Below are 25,691 nucleotides of genomic sequence, written 5' to 3' on the forward strand. Positions count from 1 at the left end.
GCGCACAATCGCGCGATGCTGTCGCTGTTCCTGCTCCTCGCCGCCCAGGCCGCTACCCCAGCCGCCGCGCCATCCCCGCCAACCGCCACCCCGGCATCAGCCCCCGCCGCCGCCAGGACCTGGCCGACGCGCGACGGCGATTTCGTGGTGCCGGACTTCCGCTTCGCCTCGGGCGAGACGCTGGCGCAGCTTAAACTCCATTACGCCATGCTCGGCCAGCCGCACCGCAACGCGGCGGGCGAGATCGACAACGCCGTGATGATCCTCCACGGCACCGGCGGCACCGGCCGCCAGTTCCTCGCCCCGCAATTCGCCGACCTGCTCTACGGCCCCGGCCAGCCGCTCGACATCACGCGCTACTGGATCATCCTGCCCGACGGCATCGGCCATGGCGGCTCGTCCAAGCCGTCCGACGGGCTGCACATGCGCTTCCCCAAATACGACTATGCCGACATGGTCGAGGGCCAGTATCGGCTGCTCCATGATGGCCTTGGCATCAAGCGGATGCGGCTGATCATGGGCACCTCGATGGGCTGCATGCACAGCCTGGTGTGGGGCGAGGCCCACCCCGGTTACATGCGCGCGCTGATGCCGCTGGCGTGCGAGCCGGTCGCGCTCGCCGGCCTCAACCGGATGTGGCGCCAGCTGCTGATCGACGGCATCGAAAGCGACCCGGCCTGGGCCGGCGGCGAGTACAAGACACAGCCATTGCAGGGGCTGCGCACCGCGGAATCGCTGCTGTTCGTCGCCGGCGCCGCGCCGCTTAACTTCCAGCAGCTCTACCCGACACGCGATGCTGCTTCCGCCTTCGCCAGCGACCGTGTCACCCGCGCCATCGCCACGCTCGATGCCAATGACCTGATCTACCAGGTCGATGCCTCGCGAACCTATAACCCATGGCCGCGGCTCGACGCGATTACCGCGCCCGTCAGCTGGATAAATTCCGCCGACGATTTCATCAACCCGCGCAATCTCGATTATCCCGCGCAGGCGGTGAAGCGCATGAAGGACGCGCGTTTTCGCCTGATCCCCGAGACCGCCGACACGCATGGCCATGGCACGCACACATGGGCGGTCAACTGGCGGGCCGACCTCGCCGACCTGCTCGCGCGCACCGCGACGCCGCCGCGCTGAACCTCTCCTATTCGGGCACGTTGCCACCCCGACCGGAAACGCTAAGCTGCCCGCTTCACCACAGGATTATCCGATGCGCCTCTTGCCGATCGCCCTGCTTGCCGCCGCCACCCTGCCCCTCGCCGCTATCGCCCAAGCCGCACCCGACGACCCCTATGTCTGGCTGGAAGAGGTATCGTCGCCGCGCGCGATGGAATGGGTCAATGCGCACAATGCGACGAGCACCACGCTGCTCCAGGCCGACCCGCATTATGCGGGCTTCTACGACCAGGCGCTGACCATCGCCGGCGCCAAGGATCGCATCCCCGCGCCAAGCTTCGTGCACGGCGCGATCTACAATTTCTGGCAGGACCCCGAGCATCTGCGCGGCATCTGGCGCAAGACCACGCTGGCCGATTACCGCAGCGCCACGCCGCACTGGACCACCGTCCTGGACATTGACGCGCTCGGCAAGGCCGAGGGCAAGAGCTGGGTGATGAAGGGCCTGCAATGCCTGCGCCCCGACGAGAAACGTTGCCTCGTCTCGCTGTCCGACGGCGGCGAGGACGCGGTCGAGGTGCGCGAGTTCGACCTCGACACCGCCAGCTTCGTCCCGGGCGGCTTCCACCTGCCGCGCGGCAAGCACCGCGTCGCCTGGGAGGATGCCGACCATCTGCTAGTTTCGACCGACTTTTCGCCCGGCGAACTGACCCAGTCGGGCTATCCCTATGTCGTCAAGCGCCTGACGCGCGGCGCGACGCTGGCGGCAGCGGTCGAGGTCTATCGCGGCAACAAGGCCGATGGCGGTTACGGCGTCAGCCCCGACGTGCTGCGCGACGCGCAAGGTCGCCAACTCGCTTTTATCGAGCGCCCGCTCGACACCTTCCACCACCAGACCTTCATCGTTACCGGCGCCGGCACGAAGAAGGTCGCGATCCCCGACAAGGTCAGCCTGGTCGGGCTGGTCGCCGGCCGCGTCATCGTCCAGCTCGACGAGGCGTGGACGGCGGGCGGCATCAGCCTGCCGGCGGGTGCGGTCGCCGAACTCGATCTCGCCGCGCTGAAGGCCGCGCCCGGCGCGCTCAAACCGAAGCTGATCTGGGCGCCGGGCCCGCGCGATTCGCTCGACGGCGTGCGCACCACCAAAAGCAAGCTGCTGATCTCGACGCTCGAAAATGTCCGCGGTCGCGCCTGGGTCTACACCCCCAAAGCCGGCGGCGGCTGGACCAGCCGGCGGCTCGCGCTGCCCGACAATCTCGACATCGGCTATGGCGCCACCGACGACACTTCGGACCTCGCCTTCGTCAATGTCGCGGGTTTCCTGACGCCCTCGACGCTTTATCTCGCGGACACCGCGGCGGGCACGCTCGCTCCGGTCAAGACGCTGCCGGCCAAGTTCGACGCCTCGAACGATGTCGTCGAGCAGCTCGAGGCGACATCGAGCGACGGCACGAAGATCCCGTATTTCGTCGTCCATCGCAAGGACATCACATATGACGGCACCACACCGACGCTGATGACCGCCTATGGCGGCTTCCAGGTGAGCGAGACACCGAACTATTCCGCCACCAACGGCAAGCTGTGGCTCGAACGCGGCGGCGCCTTTGTGCTCGCCAATATCCGCGGCGGCGGCGAGTTCGGGCCGAAATGGCACGAGGCCGGGCTCGGGACCAAGCGCCAGATCATCTATGACGATTTCGCCGCCGTGGCGCGCGACCTGATCGCGCGGCACATCACCAGCCCGCGCCGGCTCGGTATCCAGGGCGGCTCGAACGGCGGCCTGCTGATGGGCGTGCAGTTCACCCAGCACCCCGAATTGTGGAACGCGGTGGTCATCCAGGTGCCGCTGCTCGACATGATCCGCATCTCGAAGATCGCCGCCGGCGCCTCGTGGCAGGGCGAATATGGCGACGTCAACGCCGACCCGGCGGTGATGGCCTTCTGGCAGAAGACCTCGCCCTATCACAACCTCAAGGCGGGCGGCGCCTATCCCGAGCCGTTCATCTTCACCACCACCAAGGACGACCGCGTCGGCCCGCAGCACGCCCGCAAGTTCGCCGCGCGGATGGAGGAGCTGAAACTGCCCTTCCTCTATTACGAGAATACCGAGGGCGGCCACGGCTCGGGCGCCGACCTGAAGCAGAGCGCGCGCACCACCGCGCTGACCATGACCTATCTGCAACGCAAGCTGATGGATTGAATCGGGGCGTGGCGCGCGGCGACAGGTCGCGCGCCAACCCTTTCGCAATACGCCCTTAATCCAGATCGGCTAGGGCCGCGCCATGGGCGTACGCAACTGGACCTTCACCGGCTATATCGTCTTCCTGGCGATTCTCTCGGCAATCTGCCTTGCGTCGCAGACACTGACGGTCATCGCACTTTTCCTGATCGTGCCCGGGCTGATGCTGCTCGCCGCGCCCAGCCTGCTCGGCTACAGCCTCGTCTTCGCGCTCGGGCTGCTCTGGCCGGGACGGTGGCGCTGGGCTGCCGCGCTCATGCTGACCGTCGCCGTGGGGGTGATTCCGCCCTGGTTCGTCAACCAGCCGCTCGTGGCGAGCGCCGCTGCGCTGCGCGGCGGCGACATCGCCGCTCCTCCCGTCGTCGACCGGCCACACAGCATCGCCCTGCTCTTTGCCGCTCCCGCCTGGCGCGCGCGCGATGTCGATCGGCTCGACTGCCACCAATATTGCCTGCGCCTGCTCTACGGCAAGGCGGCCGCGACGGTGCTGGTCGGGCGACCCGGCGACCCCGCCGACCCGCTTCGCAACATGACGGTCGTGGCATATCGCATCGAGCAGCACGACCGCTGCCCCGCGGCGAACCTGCCGAAGCCCGATGGCTGGCAGCAGCTCGGCGACGAGATCGACCAAGGTCAACCCCGCGCCGCGTCCGCGCTCGACACGATCCGGCTGCGCATCGCGGCGGGCGAATGCCTGATCCGTTCGCCCGCCACGCTCGACGCGGCCGAACTGGTGATCGCAGAGCAGCCGATCGCCCTCCCCGATGCAGGGCGCGCGCCGCGCCCCATGCTGCAGGCGCAACGTGTCGCGGCATGGCGTCGCACCGCGCGGGGCCTGGCGCCGATATTCCGCCAGACCATGACCACGACGCGCCCGTTGATCGTGCCCTGGATCTATTCGCGCGACGGCGAATGGCTCAAGGATGTCGGATTCCTGCGCACCACCCGCGTGGTCGCGCGCTACACCCTGCCCGAGGTGATGAGCGGCACGTTCGGCTATGCGCTGTCCGTGGCCGCGCCGCCATCGGGCAGCCGCTGGCCGCTGCCCGACGCGTTGCTGCGCGGGCTCGCCGATCCCACGGCGCCAAAGGACGATCCCGGCCTCGCGCTGACCGACCAATATCTCCGTGCTGTCGCCGAATCCGGCCCGGCCGACGGCGACGACGTGACCGCGCTTGCCAAAATCATCGCCGATCCGCGGCTCGACGCGGCGCAGCTCTTCTACCTCAGCCGCGCAATCCGTCGGCTCGGCGAGGCCGCCGCGCCGCTCGGCGCGCCGCTGCTCGATCGGCTGGGCGACGCGCCGATGCCCGCCGGCGGCGACATCGTGCAGGTCATGGCGCGCGGCATCCAGGCGCTGCCGCCCGGTGCGGCGAAGCCACTCTACCCCCGCCTCGCCGCGCTGGCGGACGATCCGGCGCGCCACGAAAAGGCCTGGGCGGCGCTGACCCGCCTCGCCGATGCCGGCCCCGCCGCGCTCGACCGTATCCTCGCCATCGCCGGCATTCCGGCCTGGGCCGACAAAAACCGCGGTGAACAGCGCGTCGGCGGCCTCATCGCCTTGTGCACGCTCGGCGCCGACGGAAGCGCCGCAGCACCGCGCATCGCCGCGGAAATCGCTGTCACGCCGGCCGACCGGCGCGACGGCGGCCGCTACGAGATGCTGTGGATCATCCTCGAGCGCCAGGGCGCCGCCGCCGCGCTCGTCGCCACGCTGCACCCCGACGATCGCACCGCGCAGAAGATCGAACGCTGGCGCCGCACCGCGCGCGACCCGCGCCGCGCTTGCTCGTCGGTGTGGGTCTAGCTCAGGCTTGCCGTTTGCGCCCGAACGGCCAGTCGATCACCCCGCCGGCGAACAGGCTCCACCACACGATTACCGGCTGAAGCAGCAGCCGCAGCGCGTGATAGCCCCAGCCGAGCGTATTGCGGTGATAGACCAGCCCGTCGATCGCATGCTTGATGTTCGCCGGGAACACGAACACCGCATAGAACGCCAGCATCACCGCCGCGAGCCAGCGCCAACGCTGCGTCATCAGCCCGATCGCCCCGGCAATCTCACACAGCCCGGTGAGCAGCACGACCATATCGGGGAACGGCACCCAACCCGGCACGATGCCGAGAAACGGCCGCGGCGCCCAGACGTGCAGCACGCCGGCGAGCAGATAGATCGCCGCCAACAGCCAGCGCAGGATCAGTCGGGCGCGGTCCATGAGGGTCATGGGCGGCGCGTTGCGTCGAATGTGGGAACGGTCATCAGCCCTGTGTCATGTCACAAGCTCCCGTCTGGGCATAGCGCGCAGAACCAGCGGCGCGAATGCTGCTGGCATCACCCGCAAAATGCAGCATGATAGTTCACACCATGGCATTCTGCGTCTTCATGCACCGTAGCGACTCGATCTACGATGACAGTCCGTCGGAGCGTTACCAGTTCCCGAACCAGTATCTCGGCCGCGCGACGCCGTGTGTCGGCGACTGGATCGTCTATCTCGAGCCGCGCAGGGTGCCCAACAGCCGCGGTTATTTCGCCGTCGCCAAGGTCGAGCGGATTGTCCCCGATCCCACCGCGAACGGCATGTACCTCGCGCTGATCGAACCCGGTAGCTATTGCGATTTCGCCACCCCCGTGTCGTTCAACGGCGCAGACGGCGTCGTCGAGCGTGGCCTCCTGAACGAACAGGGCCGTATCTCAGGACGCGCCCAGGCGGCGGTGCGGACACTCTCGCCAGCGGACTTCAACCGGATCATTACCCTTGGCCTCGATCAGGATGCGCCGCTCCTGCCGCGGGTCGACGAACTGCCCCGCGCCGACATGCTGCGTGAAGACATCGCCCCCTTCGAGCATGAGCAGGAGCGCGATCGGATAAGCTACCTGACCTCGCGCATCGTTCGCGACCGGGTGTTCCGCCGCGTGGTCCTGCGCGCCTATGACGAGCGTTGCGCAATTACCGGCCTGAAATTGATCAACGGAGGCGGCCGGGCGGAAGTCGAGGCGGCACATATCCGCCCGGTCGAGGCAAACGGACCAGACATCGTCAGCAACGGCCTCGCTTTGTCGGGTACCGCGCACTGGATGTTCGATCGCGGGCTGATCAGCCTCGCCGACGACATGTCGATCATGGTATCGAGGCAGGTAAACGATCCCGACAGTATTCGCGCTATCGTCAATCCGACCCGGCACGCGCTGCTACCGCCCCGGCCTGCGGATCGCCCGCACCACCATTTCGTGCAGTGGCATCGCGAGAACTGTTTCAAGCATTGATTGCAGATGTCGCCGCGGCCTTCGCGCGGCGGCCGCGATCGGCCGCCACCGACTTCACCCTGTCAGATTCGCGCGATAGGTTCGACGCCGGGCGGGGGCCCAACCGATCAACCGGAGATCGCGCGATGACCATGTTCACCACCGATGACGGCACCGACATCTTCTTCAAGGACTGGGGCCCCAGGGACGCCCCGCCGATCGTCTTCCATCACGGCTGGCCGCTCAGTGCGGACGACTGGGACAATCAGATGCTGTTCTTCCTCGAAGAGGGCTTTCGCGTCGTCGCGCATGATCGCCGCGGCCATGGCCGGTCGAGCCAGACCGATACCGGCAACGAGATGGACAGCTATGCCGACGACATGATCGAGCTGGCCGAGGCACTCGACCTCGAAGGCGCGGTGCATATCGGCCATTCGACCGGCGGCGGCGAGGTCGCACGCTATGTCGCGCGCGCCGAGCCCGGCCGCGTCGCCAAGGCGGTGCTGATCGGCGCGGTGCCCCCGCTGATGCTCAAGACCGAGGCCAATCCCGGCGGGCTGCCGATCGAGGTGTTCGACGGCTTTCGTGCGGCTCTCGTCGCCAACCGCGCGCAATTCTACCGCGATGTTCCCTCCGGCCCCTTCTACGGCTTCAACCGCCCCGGCGTCACACCAATCCCCGGCGTGATCGACAATTGGTGGCGGCAAGGCATGATGGGCGGCGCCAAGGCGCATTATGATTGCATCAAGGCCTTTTCGGAAACCGACTTCACCGAAGATCTCAAGGCGATCGAGGTGCCAGTGCTGGTGATGCACGGCTCGGACGACCAGATCGTGCCCTATGCCGATTCCGCCCCGCTGACGGTCAAGCTGCTCGAGCACGGTACGCTCAAGACCTATGACGGCTTTCCGCACGGCATGTGCACCACGCACGCCGACATCATCAACGCCGACCTGCTCGCTTTCATCGAAAGCTGAAGCGCGGGCCACACCGGGGCGGGCCGGGACTGTGTCCGGGCCCGCCGCCCCCGGTGACGAAGCGTCAGCGATCTGCCAGTCTGCTCGCCCGCGCGCTGCCGATCAGGACTCCCGCCCATGCCCGACGAACCCCCTGTCGAACCCTCCAAGCTCACAACGTCGAAGCGCCGCTGGGCAAGCGAGGGCAAGTTCCTCACCGGCCAACATGCCCGCCCCGAAGATCAACGCCTGCCCCCGGGTCAGCACATCGTCCGCGACTGGCCGGTGCTCGATCTCGGGCGCCAGCCCGAGGTGTCGCGCGAGCGCTGGCGGTTGAAGATCGGCGGCATGGTCGAGCGCCCGGTGACGCTCGACTGGGCCGCGTTCATGGCGCTGCCGCAGACCGATCTACGCTCCGACATCCACTGCGTGACGAGCTGGTCGCGCTACGACAATGACTGGCAGGGCGTCGCCGCGCACGATCTGCTCGATCTCGTGCAGCCGCGCGACGAGGCCGCCGCGCTGATGCTCCACGGCTATGACGGCTACACCACCAACGTCACGCTCGCCGATTTCGCCGCCGCCGGCGTGCTGCTCGCGCATAGCTGGCAGGGCCAGCCGCTGACCAAGGCGCATGGCGGCCCGGTCCGGCTGGTCGTCCCCCACCTCTATTTCTGGAAGAGCGCCAAATGGCTGAACGGCATCGACCTGCTCGGCGCCGACAAGCCCGGCTTCTGGGAAAGCAGCGGTTATCACCTGCGCGGCGATCCCTGGGCCGAGGAACGTTATTCGTGAACAGGCAAGCCAGCGCGCGGTGAAGCGCCGGAGGGGCAGGAAGAGCCGCGAACGGCTCGTCCTGCCGGAACCGGATCAGCGTGCCGTGAGCGAAACCGTGCGGGCGAGCGCGCCGCGCGCCACCTCGTGCGACCAGATCGCAGCGCCGGTGGGGGTTTCGAGCATCACATTGTCGAGCGCCAATGCCTTGCGGAACGCGTTGTTGGCGTCCGCGGTGCGGCCGGCGCGCTGATAAGCGGCGGCGAGTTCGATGAAGGCGCCGCCATCAGCGGGGCTGAGCCGGACGACCGACTCCTTGCCGCTGACCATAGCGGCCGGATCAGACTTGGGTGCGGCCAATACCGGCGTGGCCAGCGTGGCCGCCAAGACAAGGATCGAGGCGTATTTCGTGATCATCATCCATCTCCTTCGTGATTTGAGACAGAAAGGTGACACATTTGTTACGATTTGACGACAGAAAAATTGCGCTTATGTGACAATACGGATCACACGTACTAATCTATTGATCAAATTATATATTTTTGCGCGATGAGCACAGTGAAGGTGGTGTAGCGCGCGGGCGCACGTCCTCCGGCGCGCCCGGCGATGACCGCTTTATGTCAGCCGCGCAGGCTGGGCAGATCCGACCAACCAAGCGCGACTTCGACCAGCGCGCCGGCGAACCGCTTGTCGCTCTTCTCATCGACAATCGTTCCGCCCAGCCCCTCGTAAAAGGCGCGCGCAGGAACGTTGTCGCGCAGCACCCACAGGCTAAGGCCCGAATATCCGAGCGCCGACAGGCGTTCCGCCATCGCCGACATGATCGAGCGACCGACGCCGCGCTTTTGATGGGAGCGCAGAACGTAGAGCGCGGTGATCTCGCCATCGAACCCCGCACGCGCCAGCGCCGGATCGCGCTGCCCGCCGCACGAACCGAAACCGACCATCCGGCCGGAATCCTCTGCGACGAAAACGCTCGTCCCGCCAAATGCTTCAGGATCGCCCAGAACCTCGTCCCACATGGCGGTTCGTGCCTCGACCGATATCCCGGCCAGCATCGCATCAGGCATGATGTCGCTATAGGCCTCGCGCCACGAAGCGACGTGCAAGGCGCCGAGGGCAGCGGCGTCGCTGCGCGTTGCCTTGCGCAAATTTATGACGCCCATTTCGTAACTCGTTCCGGCTATCGTCACTATCCGTGACGGGGACGCCCTGAAGGAGCCAGATCGCACGCCGGATGGCAAGCGCCCGGCGCCGGCCGCACCTACGCAGACTAACGGCGGACCTTGCAGTACCGATCGACATCCGCCGCGGTCCATTGTTCCTGCGCGGCAAAGGGGCACCGATCGGGTGAGCGCTGCTCCACGGGCGTTGCGAAGGTGACGTCGAAATCGACGTCGGCGGTCGAACAGCTCATGTGCAGATTATTGCGTTTGGTGATGGCCGATCGCCCGGTCGCCACCCCGCTCCCCACCTCGAGCTTCAGCGCGCCGTCGCGGGCGAAGGTGAGCTTGAACGTCACCGGCTTGTCATAGGGCACGAGGCCGAGCTCGATTTCCTTGCCGTCCGCCAACAGCGACACCAGGAAGGAATCGGGATATTCCGGATACCAGGTGGCGACGATGCCATTGCAATGGCATCCGTCCTCGGTGAAACCGAGGTCGGTAAAGCCGACCTGCGCCGTCGGATGCCATTTGCTGAGCCCATTGGCCTTGCGGATCATCATCGAGCCAGTGAACTGCGTCGCGGTCTCGGGCACGGCGCTGTCATGATCGGCAAAGCTCCCTTCCCGCGCATGGCATTGCCATGTGTGCGCATTTGCGGCTGAGCACGAGCTGGACAACAGCAGGCAGAGCGCGAGCAGCGGCCGGGCGGCACGACGCCACTGGCGCCCGCGCTCTACCATCGAGACTGAATCTTCGCGCATCCCCATTCCTCCCGACGGTGCGCCGGAAATAGCGGATATGGGTAAAGCGCTTGTGAACGCTATCGAATTTCTGTGACGGTTAATCGGTTGCACCCCGAGATCTGCACCGCATCGCATCGACGGCCCGACCGCCGCGCCGTCGCGCGCGGCCGGCCACGCTCACTTGGTCACAATATTGAGCGAGGAGCCCGCTTCCCGCCTTTTCCAGCCACGCCCTATAACGGAAGGGGCCACATGAAACGATTCACCACGAAAGGCGGCAAGAGCCACCCCGTCTGAAACTCCCCATTGTCCGCCTGACACCACAAATCCCGACCCCCGCCGAGGCGGAGGCCGGGAGCGTGGCAGGTCCTTTCAGCCGGTCACTTCGGTGACCAGCCCGGCACCGACGGTCTTGCCACCCTCGCGGATGGCGAAGCGAACGCCGGGCTCGATGCCGACCGGCCGGTTCAGCGTGAAGCCGATATCGGCCTGCGCGCCCGGTGCGACCAAATCCTCGCCATCGGCGAGATTGATGACTCCGGTCACGTCGGTCACACCGAAGAAGAATTGCGGGCGGTAACCGCTCGCAAACGGCGTGTGACGGCCGCCCTCCTCCGCCGTGAGCACGAAGATCTGCGCACGGCCCGAGGCATGCGCGCTGATCGCACCAGGCGCGCTCAGCACCTGGCCACGCGCAACGTCGTCACGCTTCAGGCCGCGCAGCAACAACCCGACATTCATGCCGGCACGCGCGTCGGGCACATCCTTGCGGAAGGCCTGCGTGCCGGTCACGATCACCGTGCCCTGCTGCTCCAGTCCGACGATCTCGACCGCATCGCCGATCTTCACCACGCCGCGCTCGACCCGGCCGGAAACGACCGTGCCGCGACCCGGAATGGTGTGAACGCCTTCGATCGGCATCAGGAACGGGGCGTCGTAGTCGCGCACCGGATCGGGAATGTGCCCGTCCAACGCGGCGACCAGTTCGACCACGCCCTGCACCGCCGGATCGTCGAGGTCACCACGTGCCGCCGCCTCGACCGCGCGAAGCGCGCTGCCGAACACGAACGGGGTGTCGTGGTAACCGTGCGATGCCAGCAGCTCGCCGGTCTCCAGCTCGATCAACGCCTTCATGTCGTCCCGGTCTCCGGCTGCGAGCATGTCCATCTTGTTGACGAACACGACCATGTGCCGGACATTGACCTGGCGGGCGAGCAGGATGTGCTCGACCGTCTGCTTCGCGGCGCCCTTGGTGGCATCGACGAGCAGGATCGCACCGTCCATCTGCGACGCGCCGGTGATCATGTTCTTCACATAATCGGCGTGCCCCGGACAATCGATGTGAGCATAGTGCCGGACTTCCGACTCATACTCGACATGGCTGGTATTGATCGTGATGCCGCGCGCTTTCTCCTCCGGCGCCTTGTCGATCTGGTCGAACGACAGCGCCATGCCGCCAAGCCGTGCCGCCTGGACCTGGGTGATCGCGGCGGTCAGCGTGGTCTTGCCATGGTCGACATGTCCGATCGTGCCGACATTCACATGCAGTTTGTTGGTCATCGTCTTTCTCTTCGTTGAAGCGCCGCCGAACCCCGGCTGATCAGGCCGGGCCCGGCGGCCATTGGCATTGGCGCGCCAATTTCGGTGTCGGGCCCGGCGCCGCAGCGCGGGACCCGCAAAAACAAAAAAAACTCGCCGGGCGGACCCGACGAGCCGAAGGAATTCGCGCCCGCAGAGGTCCATCAGGGAGCCTCCGGGCGAAATGCGCCTGGAGGGTAGCTAGTCGCGGAATCGCCATGACCCGACGCCACGCAGCAGCGCGCGCGGATGGCGTCCGGTCATGGCCTTCGTCAGTCGGGCCATCGCCCCATTCCCTTCGTCCGGCGGCCAACCCGAAGGCGGCCAAGAAAAAACCCCGGAAGGCCAGGCCATCCGGGGTCCATCAGGACGTAGGGGGAGGCCAGGCCTCCCATGTGCGGAGGCGTGTCAGATGATGGACGCATGCAGCGACGCCGCGCCGACGAATGCCGGTGCGTCGTGTCCTGCTGCCTTGATCGTTGCGATCGTCATCGTGTCACGTCCGAAATAATATGGTCGCGCCCGTTACCACTGGAGAGATAGGACCGCAAGCTCGCTTCCTCCCCGATCCAGCTGGTACCACGTCGAAATTTTGATACGCTTGTTCACTGCTGACCAGCCAGTCGCTGACCTGGGCGGAACGAGGGAGGTGAGCGATGTTCTCGGCAATGCTGCTGTTGGCGGTGCTTTGTGCCGATCAGAGCCTTTGCCCGACGCGAAAAGAACTCGAACAAGCAATCACAGACCGTCGCTTTAGCGAGGGGTGGGCTGCCAATGAGGCAGTCAATCGTGATCCACCGCTCACCTTGATCATTCCGCGTCGTATCACCCGCGTGTCAATCGCTCGGTGTGCCGTGCTTCATCGGGAGCCCGGCATCCTCGCCTGCACGATAAAGCTGCATTATCGGGACAGTCGGATCCGATAAGCTTCAGGCCTGGCCGCGTTGAGGAAAAATTGACCATCCTGGACGAGGCACCGATCTTCTTCTGATAGCGTCCGAGGCGCTTTCCGCCATCGGATCATACTTGCCATGTCCGGCAATTCACCGTACATAAAATTGGCAAATGAGAGTCGACCAATGCCACATCCATCCCCCCGCACGGCCCGCATCGAAGCACGGATCGCCCCCGACATCCTCGCCGCCGTCAAGCGCGCCGCCGAGATCGAAGGCCGGAGCGTCAGCGATTTCATGGTCGATGCCGCGCGTCAGGCAGCCGAGCGCACCATCGCCGAGGCGCAGATCATCCGCTTGTCGCTCGCCGATCAGGAGCGTGTCGCCGCGCTGCTCGGCAACCCGCCCGCCGTCTCGGCCGCGCTGGAGCGTGCAATGGCCGCGCATCGTGATCTGATCCGCGAGAGCGAATGAGCTACCGGGTCGCGCTCCTCGGCAAGCAGGATCGCGCCGCCTTCGTCAGCGGGTCGGCCGCGCTCGACCGCTATTTTCGCGAGCGTATCTCGCAGGACGTGCGACGACGTGTGGCTTCCTGTTTCGTGGCGCTGGATGATAGCGATGCCGTGGCCGGCTTCTACACCATCGCCGCCACGTCGCTGGTGCTCGATCAGTTGTCGCCCGATCAGGCCGCCAAGCTCCCGCGCTATCCCGTCGTCCCCGCCGTGCTGCTCGGCCGGCTCGCCGTGGCGACCGCGCATCAAGGAAAGCGGCTCGGCGGTGCTCTGCTCGCCGACGCGCTGCTACGCGCCACCCGGTCTGAGGTCATGGCCTATGCCATGATCGTCGATGCCAAGGACGAAGCGGCGGCGCGCTTCTATGCCCATCACGGTTTCGTACGGCTGGGTGATGACCGGCTCAGGCTCATTCGCGCCTTATGACGCACGATCATCGCCCTCCGCCGCACGCAACGGCGGCGATGGCCTCCCTTCCTGATCGTCGTCGAAAGCGGGACGCTGATTGCGATACTCGATCGTGAACCTGCGATCGCCGCCTTCCGCGAAGCGATCAAGACAGCCCAGACGCGCCTGCTCTACGCGGCAACCAGCGTCGAGATAGGCCTCGGCGATGTTTCATCGGGTGACGAGGGAAGACGAAATCACCAGGATATTGAAATCCAATAGTGCTGACATTGTTAGTGGGACGAAACCTGACCGACCTTATTGAACACGAAAGGCACCGGGCGCCATGGGCTCATTCCCCACCCCCACCTCCGAGCCGGTAGTCGAGATAGACGAACAAATCACATTCCAGTCGGCCATCGGCGTCTGGACTCAGGTTGCGCTGCTCATTGGCCTGAACATTGACAGTGATTGGCTCGCCCGGCCCCCGCACAAAGGCGCTTGATCGAACCAGCCCGTCCTGTCCACCGCCATAGCCTCGAGTGACGAACCAGCCCATTGTCGATCGGATGCCCGCTTTGCGTATCGCGTAGCCGCCAACTTCGTCGGGGCGGAAATGGCCGAATATGGGTTCGAGCACACCGACCACCTGATCCAGTTTTGCCATGCATTCGCGCGGCTGCACGGGCCAGTGCGACGTCAACTCCACCCGCACCCTGCCATCCGTGCGTCTTCCGAAGGACACGTCCATGGGTAGCCCGGCCAATTCAAACGCCGACGGCGCCGCGACCGGCCCATTCTCGCTCCGTGTCGCATGAGGAAGCGCCGCTTTCGCCTCGTCCATCGTCATCCCGAGATCGAGCGGACCGATCTTCAGTCCCGCAATCGGGCGGTCAGCGGCAGGCGCGCCCGATGAAGCAACGAAGGCCAGGACAGGCCAAAGGTATTTCACTGTCATCTCCGAAGCATCGCCAAGCCATGGCGTGACTCGCATATTTGCCGTTCCGGGCATAGAGGTTGGGCGGCCACATGGCATGATGAAGGGAAGACACGATGCTCGCGATAGCAGCGACCATCACGGCGCTTACCCTGACGGCGGCGCAACCGTCCGGCGCGACGGGGGCCATACCGCTGTGGGAGCGCGCCGTGGCCGGCATGGCACCCAGTGACGTCGTCGCGTTGTTTCCCAAAGCGCAGCGGCCAGCCTATCCGATCGCGATCCATACCCTTGATCTGAAAGCAGTGAAGCAGAAGCCGATCGGCGAGGAGTCGCTACGGGATTGCTCGGTGAGTTTTGCCGGCGTCCCGGTATGCGCTTCATTCTACTTCGACAATGGCCGGTTGTTCGGCGTGATACTCACCGGCATTTCGCCATCGGCGGATGTTGCAACCAGCGACGCGCTGGCCGCAACGTTCCGTGCTGCCGTCACTGCCCATTTCCCCAGTGCTCCGACATGCGACGAATTCGTGCCAAATTTCATCAAGGGGCCGTCGTTCCTCTGCACTTGGTGGGATAGCGGCCTGCGCGGCCAAGTTTATTATGACTATGGTGACGCCTCACCGCTCCAGCGCAAACGGGCAACGCTCACTGCAAGCTTCATGATCTTGGAGCGACCCGGCGCGCCGGGTTGAGCGGCAAGTAAAGCGGTGCGGGTTCGTTGCCAGTTAACAAGAACATCGCCAAATCCCCGCAGACAAAAACCGCCCACTCCCCCCGTTGCCCCGCACCCCACCCCATGCCACCACCGCCGCCATGAAAGCCGCCCCCATCATCCAGACCGCGTGGCGGATGCTCGATCTCATCCTGCAGGACGAGCCGCCGACCGACGCCGCGCTCGCCCTCGCGCTGGATGAGCTGGCGCTGGCCTTTCACGAAGTGCCCGAGGGTCGCGCCGCGACCGGCATAAAGGAGCCGCCGCGCCGTGACGGTGCCGGGCTGCGCGCGATCATTGCCGCGCGCTTTCCCGCCTATGGCCGCTATGCCGTCGTCGATCCGCTCGGCCCCGCGACGGGCACGGTGCGCACCGCCGATGCGATCGACGATCTCGTCGATATCGCCGGCGATATGGCCGAGGCGGTGTGGCGCTTCGATCATCTCGGCGCCGACGACGCGCATCACTATTTGCGACTGCTCCATTTCCATTGGGGCCGGCATCTGCGCGAGCTGTCGCTCTACCTCCACGCCCGGCGTTTCGGCTGATGCGGCGCGCGTGATTCACCCGTGCGGCCGTCGCTGGCATGGTGCGCGGCTATGCCTCGCTCCGCCGCGCCCCGCACCTCCGGCCCCGGCCGCCCACCGTTCCCGCGCGCGGGCGCATTCGCTCCCTGTTTCGTGCGGGCGACGCTCCCTGTTCCTGCCACCGCATTCCCTGCCGCCGCGCGAAAAAATATGGACGAAATTCCCTGCCGGCGTCCCTGCTGCAGGGAATTTCGCCGCGCCGGCCCACCGCTCGCCGCTCCCTGTTATCGCGCGAAAAAATGCGACTCCCTGTTACGCTCCCTGTTCTTCTCGCTGTTACCCCGCGAAAACAGGGAGCGGCGCTGCGCCGGCGGACAGCGCGAAGTGTCTCGGCCGATTGACACGCGCGCCCGCCCCGCCGACACATGCCGCCATCCCCTGCCCTCCCTGTTCCCGGAGTTCCCGATGCGTTTGATCCGTGTTGCCTTGTTGCTCAGCGTCGCCGCGCTGCCCCTCGCCGCGACGGCGAAGCAGCCTGTCCGCCACGCGCCGCGTCCCGCCGCAGCGGCAGCCGCAGCACCCGCGGTCAAGCCGATCGCCTTTACCGAGCGTCGCCTCGCCAATGGCCTGCGCGTCTACGCCATTCGCGACACCGGCACGGCGAACGTTTCGGTCCAGGTGTGGTACGATGTCGGCTCGAAGAATGATCCGGTCGGCCGCTCGGGCTTCGCGCACATGTTCGAGCATCTCATGTTCAAGGCGTCGCGCAACCTCGCGTCGGAACAGATGGACCGGCTGACCGAGGATGTCGGCGGCAACAACAACGCCTCGACCAATGACGATTACACCGAATATCACGAGGTCATCCCGGCCAACCACCTCCAGCGGCTGCTGTTCGCCGAGGCCGATCGTATGGCCAGCCTGGTGGTCGAGCCCAAGAGCTTCGCGTCGGAACGCGACGTGGTGAAGGAGGAGCTGCGCCAGAACACCAATGCCCGGCCCTATGGCAAGCTGTTCTCGCTCTATTTCCCGGCGATCTCGTACAGCGCGCACCCCTATGCGCGCGGCACGATCGGCAGCATCGACAATCTCGACAGCGCGCAGATCGACGATGTCCGCGCCTTCCATGCGCTCTATTACCGCCCCGACAATGCCGTGCTGGTCGTGGCGGGCAATTTCGACCCCAAGCAGCTCGATGCCTGGGTCGACCAGTATTTCGCACCCATCAAGCGACCCGACTGGTCGATCCCGCGCGTCACCGTGACCGAGCCCGAGCGCACTGCGCCGGTCAGCCGCACCGTCTATGAACCGAACACGCCGCTCCCCGCGGTGCTGATCTCCTATCCGATCCCGCCCGACCGCGATCCTGACGGCCCCGCGCTCGCCGTGCTCAACACCATCCTGTCCGGCGGCGAGAGCTCGCGGCTCTATCAGAGCCTCGTCTACCGCGATCAGCTCGCCCAGTCGGCCGAGAGCTTCGTCGATTCGAAGCAGGGCCCAGGCAACCTCGCCGTGCTGTCGATCATGGCCTCGGGCAAGGATGTCGCGACCGGCGAGGCGGCGCTGCGCCGCGAGATCGGCCGGCTGCGCGACGCGCCGGTGATGGCGGCCGAACTGGCCAAGGCGCGCAACCAGATCCTCACCACCGTGTTGCGCTCGCGCGAGACCGCCGAGGGCAAGGCATCGACCATCGCCCAGGCGACGATCATCGATGGCGATCCGCGCGCCGCCGACCGCGATCTCGCCGCCGTCGCGCGCGTCACCGCCGCCGACGTGCAGCGTGTCGCGCGCAAGTATCTCCGCGACGAGCGCGCCGCGACGATCCGTTACCTTCCGGCCGAAATGGCGCCGGCCGGCAGCAAGAACGAGCCGATCGCCGTCGCGTCGTCGGTCGTGACGCAGGCGCTGGTCGCGCCGCCCAAGGTCGAGGTCTTCACCCCCGCCAGCGAGGCGCAGCGCGTCGCCCCGCCGGCGGCGGGTACGCCGGTCGCCGCCGCGATCCCGGCGCCGGTAACGATGAAACTCGCCAACGGCCTGACCGTGCTGGTGGTCGAGCGCCACGAACTGCCGCTGCTCACCGCCGCGCTCGTCACCACCACCGGCGGCGCGGCCGACCCCGATAATCGCGCGGGCCTCTACAGCCTCACCTCCGACCTGATGACCAAGGGCACGAAGACGCGATCGGCCACCCAGATCGCGCAGCAGATCGAGACGCTCGGCGGCAGCATCGGCAGCAATGCCGATTGGGACGGCTCGACCGTGTCGGTCGACGTCAAGGCCGACCAGGCCGGCCCGGCACTGGCGATCCTCGCCGATGTCGCGCAGCACCCCGCATTCGCCGCCGAGGAGATCGAGCGCGCCCGCGTCCAGGCGATCGACGGCGTCAACGTCACGATCAAGGATCCGTCGCGGCTGGCCGGGCTGGTGTCGGCGCGGACGGTGTTCGCTGAAGGTCCATATGGCCATGCCTTGTCCGGCACGCCAAGGTCGTTGCAGACGATTACGCGCCGCGATGTGGTCGGCGCCTATACTGCGGCGTGGCGACCCAGAAACGCGACGCTGGTGATGGTTGGTGACATCACGCCTGCTGCGGCCCGGGCTCTTGCCGAGCGAAACTTCGGTACCTGGCGGGATCCCGCCGGCAAGTTGGGTACGCGGTGGGTTGTTACGCTTCCCGCCGAACTCATCAATCCGCGCATCGTCGTCGTCGATATGCCAGGCGCGGGACAAGCCGGCGTCGTCGTGGCACGCCAGGCGATCAGACGCGGTGACTCCAGTTACTACCCCGCCGCGGTCGCCAACACGATCCTTGGCGGCGGCTTCTCGTCGCGACTCAACCAGGAAATCCGCATCAAGCGCGGCCTCGCTTATGGCGCGGGCAGTTCGCTGTCGGCGCGACGCGACGGCGGCTCGCTGTCAGGCCGCACCTCGACCAAGAATCCCAGCGCGCCCGAGACGGTGGCGATCATCGCCGCCGAGATGAAGCGCATGGGTGCCGAGCCCGTCACCGCCAGCGAACTCGACACGCGCAAGGCAGTGCTGATCGGCGGCTTCGGCCGCGCCACCGAGACGACCGGCGGCATCGCCGCCACGCTCGCCGGCTATGTCGAGCAGGGCGTGCCGGTCACCGAGCTGCAGCGCTACATCCCCGCCGTCAGCGCGGTCGACCCCGCCGCCGTGCAACGCGCCGCCGCCGCGCTGATGGACCCGTCGCGCGCCAGCATCGTCGTGGTCGGCGATGCTAAGCTGTTCGTCGATGCGCTGCGTAAGGACTACCCCCAGTTGGAGGTCATTCCCGCCGACAAGCTCAACCTCGACAGCGCATTGTTGAAGTAGCCGACACCGGCCTCGCCCCGATCAGGGCGAGGCCGGATCGACCAGATCGAGCAGCCGCGGCGCCACGATGCTGATCGCGCGGTTGATGATCGGGTGGTGCGGCGGATGGACCGGATCGAAGCGCACCACACCGAGCGCGGGATTGGGCACCATCGGCGAGGAGAAGCCGGGCCATTGCGATATGTCGGTGCCGTCGGTCGGGGCGGGCACGCCGAGATGCTCGGTCCATAGCTGCATGCGGAACTGCTGCGCGAAGGTCAGTCCGCTCGCCGAGGTCTCCGCACTCTCGCCACGCGTGGCGAGCGCAATCATCGGCGGGCTCGCATTGGCGTCGTCGAAGATGAAGGCATCGACCTCGCTGTCATGCTGGTAGCCGCGCCGGTTGCAATTGGCCGAGCCGATCACCGCCAGCTCGTCGTCGAACACCCAGCATTTCGAGTGGACATAACTCTCGCGCCCGAAGCTGTTGGGCGCGGAACCGCGCGGCTTGTTGAGCTGGAAGACGTTGAGCTTGGCCGCCACGTCGGGGCCCTTGCCGGCGGTCACCGTGTCGATGAACTGCTGGCGGTAGAATTGCGGGAAGATCAACCCGCCGCTGATCTCGTTGCCGGGGATCAGGATCGTGACGTGATTCAACCGGTCGATAACCCTGTTAAGGGCGCGGGCAGTGGCGAGGTCGATCAGATACTGGTCTTCGATATAAATGAAGCGCTGCGCGTTGGCGATCGCGGTGATCAGCAGCCGGCCGATGTCGCGCTGACGGGGCGGCGGACGCGTCGCGCCGGCAACCGGGGTAAAGGTCCGCGCGATGATCACCGAGGTGCTGCCGCCGAACGGCGCGTCGGCAAGCGACGGATTGGGGATGGCCGGCGCGGGAATGCCGGTGATCGGGTCGCCGCGCAGCGCGCCCTTGGCGGTGTCGATCGCGCGACCGTCGGGATGGTCGAGCCAGCGCTCGACAAAGGTACGCAGCAGCTCGCGCGTCGCCGGGCCGACGATGCGGCAATGCGTGTCGTGCTGCGGGTCGCTGGCGCCGACCGGGCCATGCGCGCCGGTGCCGCACGTGGTGATGTCGGGCATCACGCGGTTGGGGTTGAGATCGAGCCCGCCGCAATAGGCGACGAGCCGCTCGCCGTCGAACACCAGCAACACCTTTTGGTGATGCGCGGCCTTGATGCCCTGCAGTTTGCGCGTGATCTCGTCACGGATCCGCCGCCATTCGCGTCCGATCGCCGGGTCGAGCCGCGCGGCGACCACGACCGCGCCCGCCGCCAGCGCCATCACCGCCTCGACCTGGGCCGCGGTGATCGGGGTCGCTCCGCCATTGCGCCCATCGACGATGCCGCCGCCGTTCGACAGGGCGTTGATCCGCCCGATATGCTCGCGGATCACCAGCGGCTTGCTGAGATTGTCCCACACCATCGCGCGGACCTGCACCCCGCGCGCGACGGCATCGGTGAGCAACGCGTTGAGCGTGGCGGTGCAATCGCCCCGCCGCAGCGGGAAGTTGTCGTACATGTCCCAGCCGAGCAGGTAGATGAACGCGCGGTCGCCGCGCGTGGCGGCGATATCGTTGGCCATCGCGCGGTAGGTCGCATCGCCATCGACCAGCGCCTTGACGGCATTCTGCGTCGTGGTCGGCGCATTGGGCGAGCCGCGCAGGATCGATGCCCAGCGGTCGGGCTGCAGCACCACGGTCGAGATCGGGATGATCGGCGGGACGATGGGCGGGATGATCGGCGGGATGTCGGGCGGCACATCGGCGCGCGCGTGGAGATCGAGCATCGCCCATGTATGCGGGCCGATCACGCTGTCCCATTCATTGGGCTGGCCGGGAAAGGCGAAGCGCTGGAACGACAGCGTCGCAGCGGCGGTGTTGGGACCGAACAGCCCATCGACCGTCAACGGGCAGCGATCGAGCGGATGGCGCCGGGCATGGACGCGGTTGAGCTTGGTCTGTGCTTCGGCGACGGCGGGACCGGACGAGCCGCGACGGATCTGCGGGTGCGGCCCCGGCGGGGGCATGACGGTCTCGTCCGCCTCCGCGCCGGCGCGGCGCAGGATGACGGTGTCGTGCAGCATCATCCCGTCCGGTCCGGTAATGCGCCGTGCGAAGCCCATCGGACCACCGCCGGGTTCGATCACGCGGACATAACGGCCGGGCAAAGGCCCCTCGGTGACGACGCCGAGCCGCCGCATTGCGCCCGCGCCGAGCGGCACGGGATCGGCGATCACCGCGACGCGCGGCGCGCGCGCCGGCCCGTGGCGCACCAGCACGTCGCCGGGCCGCAGCTCCCCGGCGAGGCGCTGACCGTGCCACGCGACAACGCCGATCGAGCGATCGTCGGGATCGAGCGCGCGGCGCAGCATGGCCAGCGGCGGTTCACCGGCGAGCGCCAGTGGGAAGTCGGCGGGCGCTACCCCGTCACGGAGCAGCCGCGAGGCAGCGTCGAGAAGGTCTTGGGTCATGACGTCTCCTTTGCGCGTTGGGCCAATCGTTACCCCACGGAGCTGGTGCGAAAGGCGTGTAGCGCCATCGTGTCGGTCATCTGGCGATGGACTTCCTGTGACGTCGTGAAGGCGTCACCATGCGGATCGATCACCGGCTTCTTGGTAGCGGTTTTATGAGCAGGGAAATTCGACCAGCTCGCCCCGGGCACATGATAGATGCGATGTACCCGGATCGCTTGCCGACGGGTCGGCGCCGGCACTTGGTCGAACTGGACCAAGGGAATCGACTGGTTACGCAGGCGAAGCGAGATGTGCTTGAACTGCTGCGCGTAGTGACCGTCAAAATCCCAGATTTCCCTGGTAACGCTCGCCGAGCCGGCTGCCAAACTGCGGAAATTGTCGAGCGGGGCAATCCCGATGCTGAAGCTGGACAAGATCAGATTGGCCACCCGGCTCGCTTGCTGCGGTCCCGCCACCTCACGCTCCGCGAGCAATGTCGTCTGGACATGATCACCGATGGAAGAGAGAATTTCCTGCCAACGCTGGTGCAGAAAGCTGTTCTTGGCCGTATAATCGGACGGCGGCACGAACGGCACGACCAGAATCTGTTTCTTGCCCGACCCTACCAGCTGCCGTCCGAGCGCACGGACGTAGCCGAACACCTTGCGCCACGATCCACCAAATCTTTCATAGGTGTCATTTCTTTCCGCCACATCTTTGGCGTCTGGTTGGGGATGGAAAAAGACATTGAAATTGTCGAAGCGATCCAGGCCATTCGACACTGCGACACCGAACCAACGCGGGGTGACGTCCAGCCCCGCGTCGAGAAGAAAGGTGCGCAGGTCTGGCACCTCGAAATCGTCGAAATCGATCGGCTCGGAGGAAGGGCCGGACGAATCGAGCGACGCGGACCGCGCGCCGAACGCGTTAAAAGAAGGCACCGGCTCGACGCCCCCGCGATTGTCCGTGCGCCACGTCAGGCCCAGCGGGAAGACGATCGGCACGATGCCGGGTGGGCCACGGTCGACCCAGGGCAGGACGTGCGGCATCACGGGCGGGGTATCGTCCGCGCCATAGGCGTCGAGCATCGCCCAGGTCTTGGGACCGATCACGCCGTCCCATTCGCTGGGCTGGCCCGGGAAGGCGAAGCGCTGGAACGACACGGTCGCGGCGCTGGTGTTGGGACCGAAGATGCCATCGACGGTGAGCGGGCAGCGGTCCAGCGCGTTGCGGCTGGCATGGACGCGGTTGAGCTTGGTCTGCGCCTCGGCGACCGCCGGGCCGGACGAGCCTCGGCGGATCATCGGGTGCGGCCCCGATGGCGGGGGAACCGCCTCATCGCCGCCCTCGCCGGCGTGGCGCAGCACGACAGTATCGGGCAGCATCAGCCCGTCCGGCCCGGTAATGCGCCGGGCAAAGCCCATCGTTCCGCCACCAGGCTCGATCACGCTGACATAGCGGCCGGGCATCGCCCCCTCGGTCACCACGCCGCGGCGGCGCATCGCGCCGCCGCCGAGCGGCACCGGGTCGGCGATCACCGCCATTCTCGCCGTGCGGGTCGGGCCATGGCGGAGCAGCATGTCGCCTGCCCGTAGATCATCGACCAGCCGCTGCCCGTGCCATGCCACGACGCCGACCGAACGATCGGCCGGATCGAGCGCGCGGCGCAGCAGCGCCGCTGCCGGTTCACCGACCAGCGCATGGGGAAAATCGGTCGGGGACACACCATCCCGCGCCAAGCGCGTCGCGGTATCGATCAAATCGGGCGGCATCGTGCCTCCTTCACTGGCATGCGAGGCGGGAGGAATCAGCCGCGGCGGCGCGGCGGGCGTGGCGGGCGGCGCGGGGAGCGTGCGCGCACGCGTCACCGCCTCGACGATGTTGAGTTGCCCATAGCCCCAGCGCGGTTCGTCGGTGCCAGCATTGGCGAGCGTGGCGAACAACGTCCGGCGCAGCGCGGTGACGCGCTGCAGGCCGGCGGCCTGCAGCATCAGCGCGAGCGTGCCGGTAACGTGCGGCGCGGCCATGCTGGTGCCGCTCATGCGCAGATAGCCGGGTGCCGCCGACGGGTCGCTGCGCGACCTGACCGAGAGCACGCGCACGCCGGGCGCGGCGAGCAGCGGCTTGCGGCGACCGTCGCGGGTGGGCCCGACGCTGGAAAAATCAGGCAGCGGGTGCGCCGGGTCGTGGGCGTCATAGGCGCCGACCGCGATGGTGCGCAGCGCGTTGCAGATGCTGCCGGTGGTCGATTGCGGTTCGGCAAGGTCGTGGCGGAACTGCGCCTGGCACGGCCGGCACGCCGCATTGCGCTCGATCCAGGCGTGCCAGCGGCCATCGACCACATCGACGCCCTCGATCTCGATCTCCCACACGCCCGCCGCCGCCTCGCGGCGCAGGATCAGGTTGATCAGATTGTCGCCATTATTGGGGTCGGCGATGCGGTGATAGAGAAAGCCGATCTCGCGCCCGTCGGCGTGCCGCACCGGCGCGTTGCGGCCAAGCGCGGCGGCGGCCGACGCGCCGCCGGGGCCGCGCATCCGCGCGGTGAATTCGTCGGCGCCATTGTACCAGATCTCGACCGACACCGGGACGGCGTCGCGCTGGGTCATGCGGAACGGCAACAGCGCGGCGCGCGTCTCGCTGATCCGCCCGGCCATATGGACATCACGCGAATAGTAATTGCCCGCACTCTGCACCACGGCAGTGCCCGGGCGGTTGATCAGCAGCCAGTCGATCGCGCGCTCGACGAGCAAGGTGCCGTCATGCGGCCCGGCATGACGACCGAGGCTGAGGTTGATGACCAGCGGGCGCTCACCGGCGGTGCGCACGGCGAAGTCGATCCCCTCGAGCAGCTCGATCGAGTTGCCGAGATCGCCGCCGCCATTGCCGAGATGGACGAAGATCAGGCCCGCCTCGGGCGCGATACCTTGCGGTCCGCCGGCGCGGCCGTTGCCGGCGGCGATGCCGAGCACATGCGTGCCGTGCGCATTGGCGGCAGGGGTGTAGCCGAGCGCCGTGAACGGATCGGGCTGCCCGAGCGCGCGATCGATGGTGGCGGGGGCGTGGATGCGGCCATAGCCATAACGATTGGCTGGCGCCGCCGGACCGCGCTGGTCCCACAGGCCGAGCAGGCGGGTCGAGCCATCGGCATTGCGGAAATCCGGATGGGCATAGTCGAGCGACCAGTCGATCACGCACACCGCCGTGCCACGCCCGGTTTCGGACAGGCCGGGCGGTCGGCGGACATCGTCGGGCGCGGCATCGGGCGGGCCGTCGGCCTCGCCGGCACCGTGAATCGTCTCGAGCTCGCGGGCATAATCGCGCGGCGCCTTGAGGCTGGCGATCGCCGGATCGGCATGGAGTGCGCGGAGCAGGCCGCGCCGCGCCCGCGCGGTCGCGACGACACCGAATTCGGCGACGATGCGCAGCGCCGCAGGCGCGCGGGCGCCATGGTGAAGCCGGACGACGACGGCTACCTCGTCGTCCGGCTCACCCTCGGCGATTAGTTCCTGGAGTGCGGGATCCATCGCGTTTCACCTTTCTCCAGGGATACGACGCACCGGCGCCAGCTGGGGCTACTTCTTGGTTCCGGGGTTGGCCGCGTTCTGCGCTTCGATTTTGGCGGCAAGTGATCCGATCGCCGCCAGCAGCTTGGCGTTCTGCGCTTCCATCTGCTTGCCGAACTGCGCGAACCCATCGGTCAGCCCGGCTTTCAGATCGTCCGCGGTGATGCCTACCGGCACAGGTGTCGGCGTTGGTGTCGGCTCCGGTGTCGGCGGCGGCGTGCCCGACGCGCTCGGCGTCGGCGGCGGCGTGCCCGACGCGCTCGGCGTCGGCGGTGGGGTGCCCGACGCGCTCGGCGTCGGCGGTGGGGTGCCCGAGGCGCCGGGCGTCGGCTGGGGCGTGCCGGCCGCCTCGTCCGTCTCGCTTGCCCGTTGCCGGCGCCGTGCGCTCCCGACCGAGCTTTGCAGGAGCACAACGCCGGTCGGCGTCATCCCGGCGATGCCCATCAGCATACCGGCAGTCGTCGCCGCCGCGCCCGTCACTTTCTCCCTGCGCGCGATCAACGTGCCAACCGCGAAGGCGCTTGGATCGAACCTCATGTTCCGTCTCCTGGGTTGCG

The 25,691-nt window shown here is 67.0% G+C and carries 20 protein-coding genes; 11 read left to right on the forward strand and 9 right to left on the reverse strand.

The window, feature by feature from the left end; genetic code table 11:
• The first annotated feature begins 15 nt into the window (after positions 1–15).
• From U1839_RS17100 to U1839_RS17110, 3 genes are all read left to right on the forward strand, one after another.
• Positions 16–1,134: an alpha/beta fold hydrolase gene (locus tag U1839_RS17100; RefSeq protein ID WP_332804795.1), complete on the forward strand. Its 1,119-nt coding sequence runs from the start codon at positions 16–18 to the stop codon at positions 1,132–1,134.
• Positions 1,135–1,207: 73 nt separating this feature from the next.
• A complete protein-coding gene (locus U1839_RS17105; RefSeq protein WP_332804796.1) occupies positions 1,208–3,313 on the forward strand; it encodes a prolyl oligopeptidase family serine peptidase in 2,106 nt (701 codons plus the stop codon).
• 82 nt (positions 3,314–3,395) lie between these two features.
• Positions 3,396–5,159, forward strand: coding sequence for a hypothetical protein (locus tag U1839_RS17110; protein WP_332804797.1), 1,764 nt, complete (start codon positions 3,396–3,398; stop codon positions 5,157–5,159).
• Position 5,160: 1 nt separating this feature from the next.
• On the opposite strand, the gene U1839_RS17115 is transcribed toward U1839_RS17110, so the two are convergent.
• The gene (locus U1839_RS17115; protein WP_332804798.1) at positions 5,161–5,574 is read right to left on the reverse strand and encodes a DoxX family protein; all 414 of its coding nucleotides are present in this window, start codon (positions 5,572–5,574) and stop codon (positions 5,161–5,163) included.
• Positions 5,575–5,714: 140 nt separating this feature from the next.
• Between U1839_RS17115 and U1839_RS17120 the strand changes: the two genes are divergently transcribed.
• From U1839_RS17120 to U1839_RS17130, 3 genes are all read left to right on the forward strand, one after another.
• The gene (locus tag U1839_RS17120; protein WP_332804799.1) at positions 5,715–6,614 is read left to right on the forward strand and encodes an HNH endonuclease; all 900 of its coding nucleotides are present in this window, start codon (positions 5,715–5,717) and stop codon (positions 6,612–6,614) included.
• A gap of 125 nt (positions 6,615–6,739) precedes the next feature.
• Entirely contained in the window at positions 6,740–7,570 is an 831-nt protein-coding gene (locus U1839_RS17125; RefSeq protein WP_332804800.1) for an alpha/beta fold hydrolase, read from the forward strand.
• Between the two features lie 117 nt (positions 7,571–7,687).
• Complete coding sequence (locus U1839_RS17130; protein WP_332804801.1) at positions 7,688–8,344, forward strand: sulfite oxidase-like oxidoreductase; 657 nt, start codon at positions 7,688–7,690, stop codon at positions 8,342–8,344.
• Positions 8,345–8,419: 75 nt separating this feature from the next.
• On the opposite strand, the gene U1839_RS17135 is transcribed toward U1839_RS17130, so the two are convergent.
• From U1839_RS17135 to tuf, 4 genes are all read right to left on the reverse strand, one after another.
• A complete protein-coding gene (locus tag U1839_RS17135) occupies positions 8,420–8,740 on the reverse strand; it encodes a hypothetical protein (RefSeq protein ID WP_332804802.1) in 321 nt (106 codons plus the stop codon).
• A gap of 203 nt (positions 8,741–8,943) precedes the next feature.
• Entirely contained in the window at positions 8,944–9,489 is a 546-nt protein-coding gene (locus tag U1839_RS17140; RefSeq protein WP_332804803.1) for a GNAT family N-acetyltransferase, read from the reverse strand.
• 107 nt (positions 9,490–9,596) lie between these two features.
• Positions 9,597–10,250: a hypothetical protein gene (locus tag U1839_RS17145; RefSeq protein WP_332804804.1), complete on the reverse strand. Its 654-nt coding sequence runs from the start codon at positions 10,248–10,250 to the stop codon at positions 9,597–9,599.
• Between the two features lie 354 nt (positions 10,251–10,604).
• The gene (tuf, locus tag U1839_RS17150) at positions 10,605–11,792 is read right to left on the reverse strand and encodes an elongation factor Tu (protein ID WP_332804805.1); all 1,188 of its coding nucleotides are present in this window, start codon (positions 11,790–11,792) and stop codon (positions 10,605–10,607) included.
• 1,097 nt (positions 11,793–12,889) lie between these two features.
• Here tuf and U1839_RS17155 point away from each other — a divergent pair.
• On the forward strand, positions 12,890–13,177 hold the full coding sequence (locus tag U1839_RS17155; protein WP_332804806.1) for a type II toxin-antitoxin system TacA family antitoxin: 288 nt from the start codon (positions 12,890–12,892) through the stop codon (positions 13,175–13,177).
• Positions 13,174–13,641, forward strand: coding sequence for a GNAT family N-acetyltransferase (locus U1839_RS17160; protein ID WP_332804807.1), 468 nt, complete (start codon positions 13,174–13,176; stop codon positions 13,639–13,641). Before U1839_RS17155 ends, U1839_RS17160 begins: the two co-directional genes overlap by 4 nt.
• A 313-nt stretch (positions 13,642–13,954) precedes the next feature.
• Here U1839_RS17160 and U1839_RS17165 read toward each other — a convergent pair whose 3' ends face one another.
• Positions 13,955–14,614: a hypothetical protein gene (locus U1839_RS17165; protein ID WP_332804808.1), complete on the reverse strand. Its 660-nt coding sequence runs from the start codon at positions 14,612–14,614 to the stop codon at positions 13,955–13,957.
• A gap of 41 nt (positions 14,615–14,655) precedes the next feature.
• On the opposite strand from U1839_RS17165, the gene U1839_RS17170 reads away from it, so the two are divergent.
• The 3 genes from U1839_RS17170 to U1839_RS17180 all read left to right on the forward strand — a co-directional run bounded on the left by U1839_RS17170 (position 14,656) and on the right by U1839_RS17180 (position 19,117).
• Complete coding sequence (locus tag U1839_RS17170) at positions 14,656–15,234, forward strand: hypothetical protein (RefSeq protein ID WP_332804809.1); 579 nt, start codon at positions 14,656–14,658, stop codon at positions 15,232–15,234.
• A gap of 121 nt (positions 15,235–15,355) precedes the next feature.
• Positions 15,356–15,802, forward strand: a complete 447-nt coding sequence (locus U1839_RS17175) for a hypothetical protein (RefSeq protein WP_332804810.1) — start codon at positions 15,356–15,358, stop codon at positions 15,800–15,802.
• Positions 15,803–16,246: 444 nt separating this feature from the next.
• On the forward strand, positions 16,247–19,117 hold the full coding sequence (locus U1839_RS17180) for a M16 family metallopeptidase (RefSeq protein ID WP_332804811.1): 2,871 nt from the start codon (positions 16,247–16,249) through the stop codon (positions 19,115–19,117).
• Between the two features lie 21 nt (positions 19,118–19,138).
• Here U1839_RS17180 and U1839_RS17185 read toward each other — a convergent pair whose 3' ends face one another.
• Genes U1839_RS17185 through U1839_RS17195 form a run of 3 tightly spaced genes read right to left on the reverse strand, consistent with a single transcriptional unit; the run spans position 19,139 to position 25,671 of the window.
• On the reverse strand, positions 19,139–21,586 hold the full coding sequence (locus U1839_RS17185) for a phospholipase D-like domain-containing protein (RefSeq protein ID WP_332804812.1): 2,448 nt from the start codon (positions 21,584–21,586) through the stop codon (positions 19,139–19,141).
• Positions 21,587–21,615: 29 nt separating this feature from the next.
• Positions 21,616–25,095, reverse strand: coding sequence for a S8 family serine peptidase (locus tag U1839_RS17190; RefSeq protein ID WP_332804813.1), 3,480 nt, complete (start codon positions 25,093–25,095; stop codon positions 21,616–21,618).
• Positions 25,096–25,143: 48 nt separating this feature from the next.
• The gene (locus U1839_RS17195; protein ID WP_332804814.1) at positions 25,144–25,671 is read right to left on the reverse strand and encodes a hypothetical protein; all 528 of its coding nucleotides are present in this window, start codon (positions 25,669–25,671) and stop codon (positions 25,144–25,146) included.
• Positions 25,672–25,691 lie beyond the last annotated feature (20 nt).

The sequence above is a fragment of the Parasphingomonas halimpatiens genome, assembly GCF_036663795.1.
Classification (GTDB): Bacteria; Pseudomonadota; Alphaproteobacteria; order Sphingomonadales; family Sphingomonadaceae; genus Sphingomonas.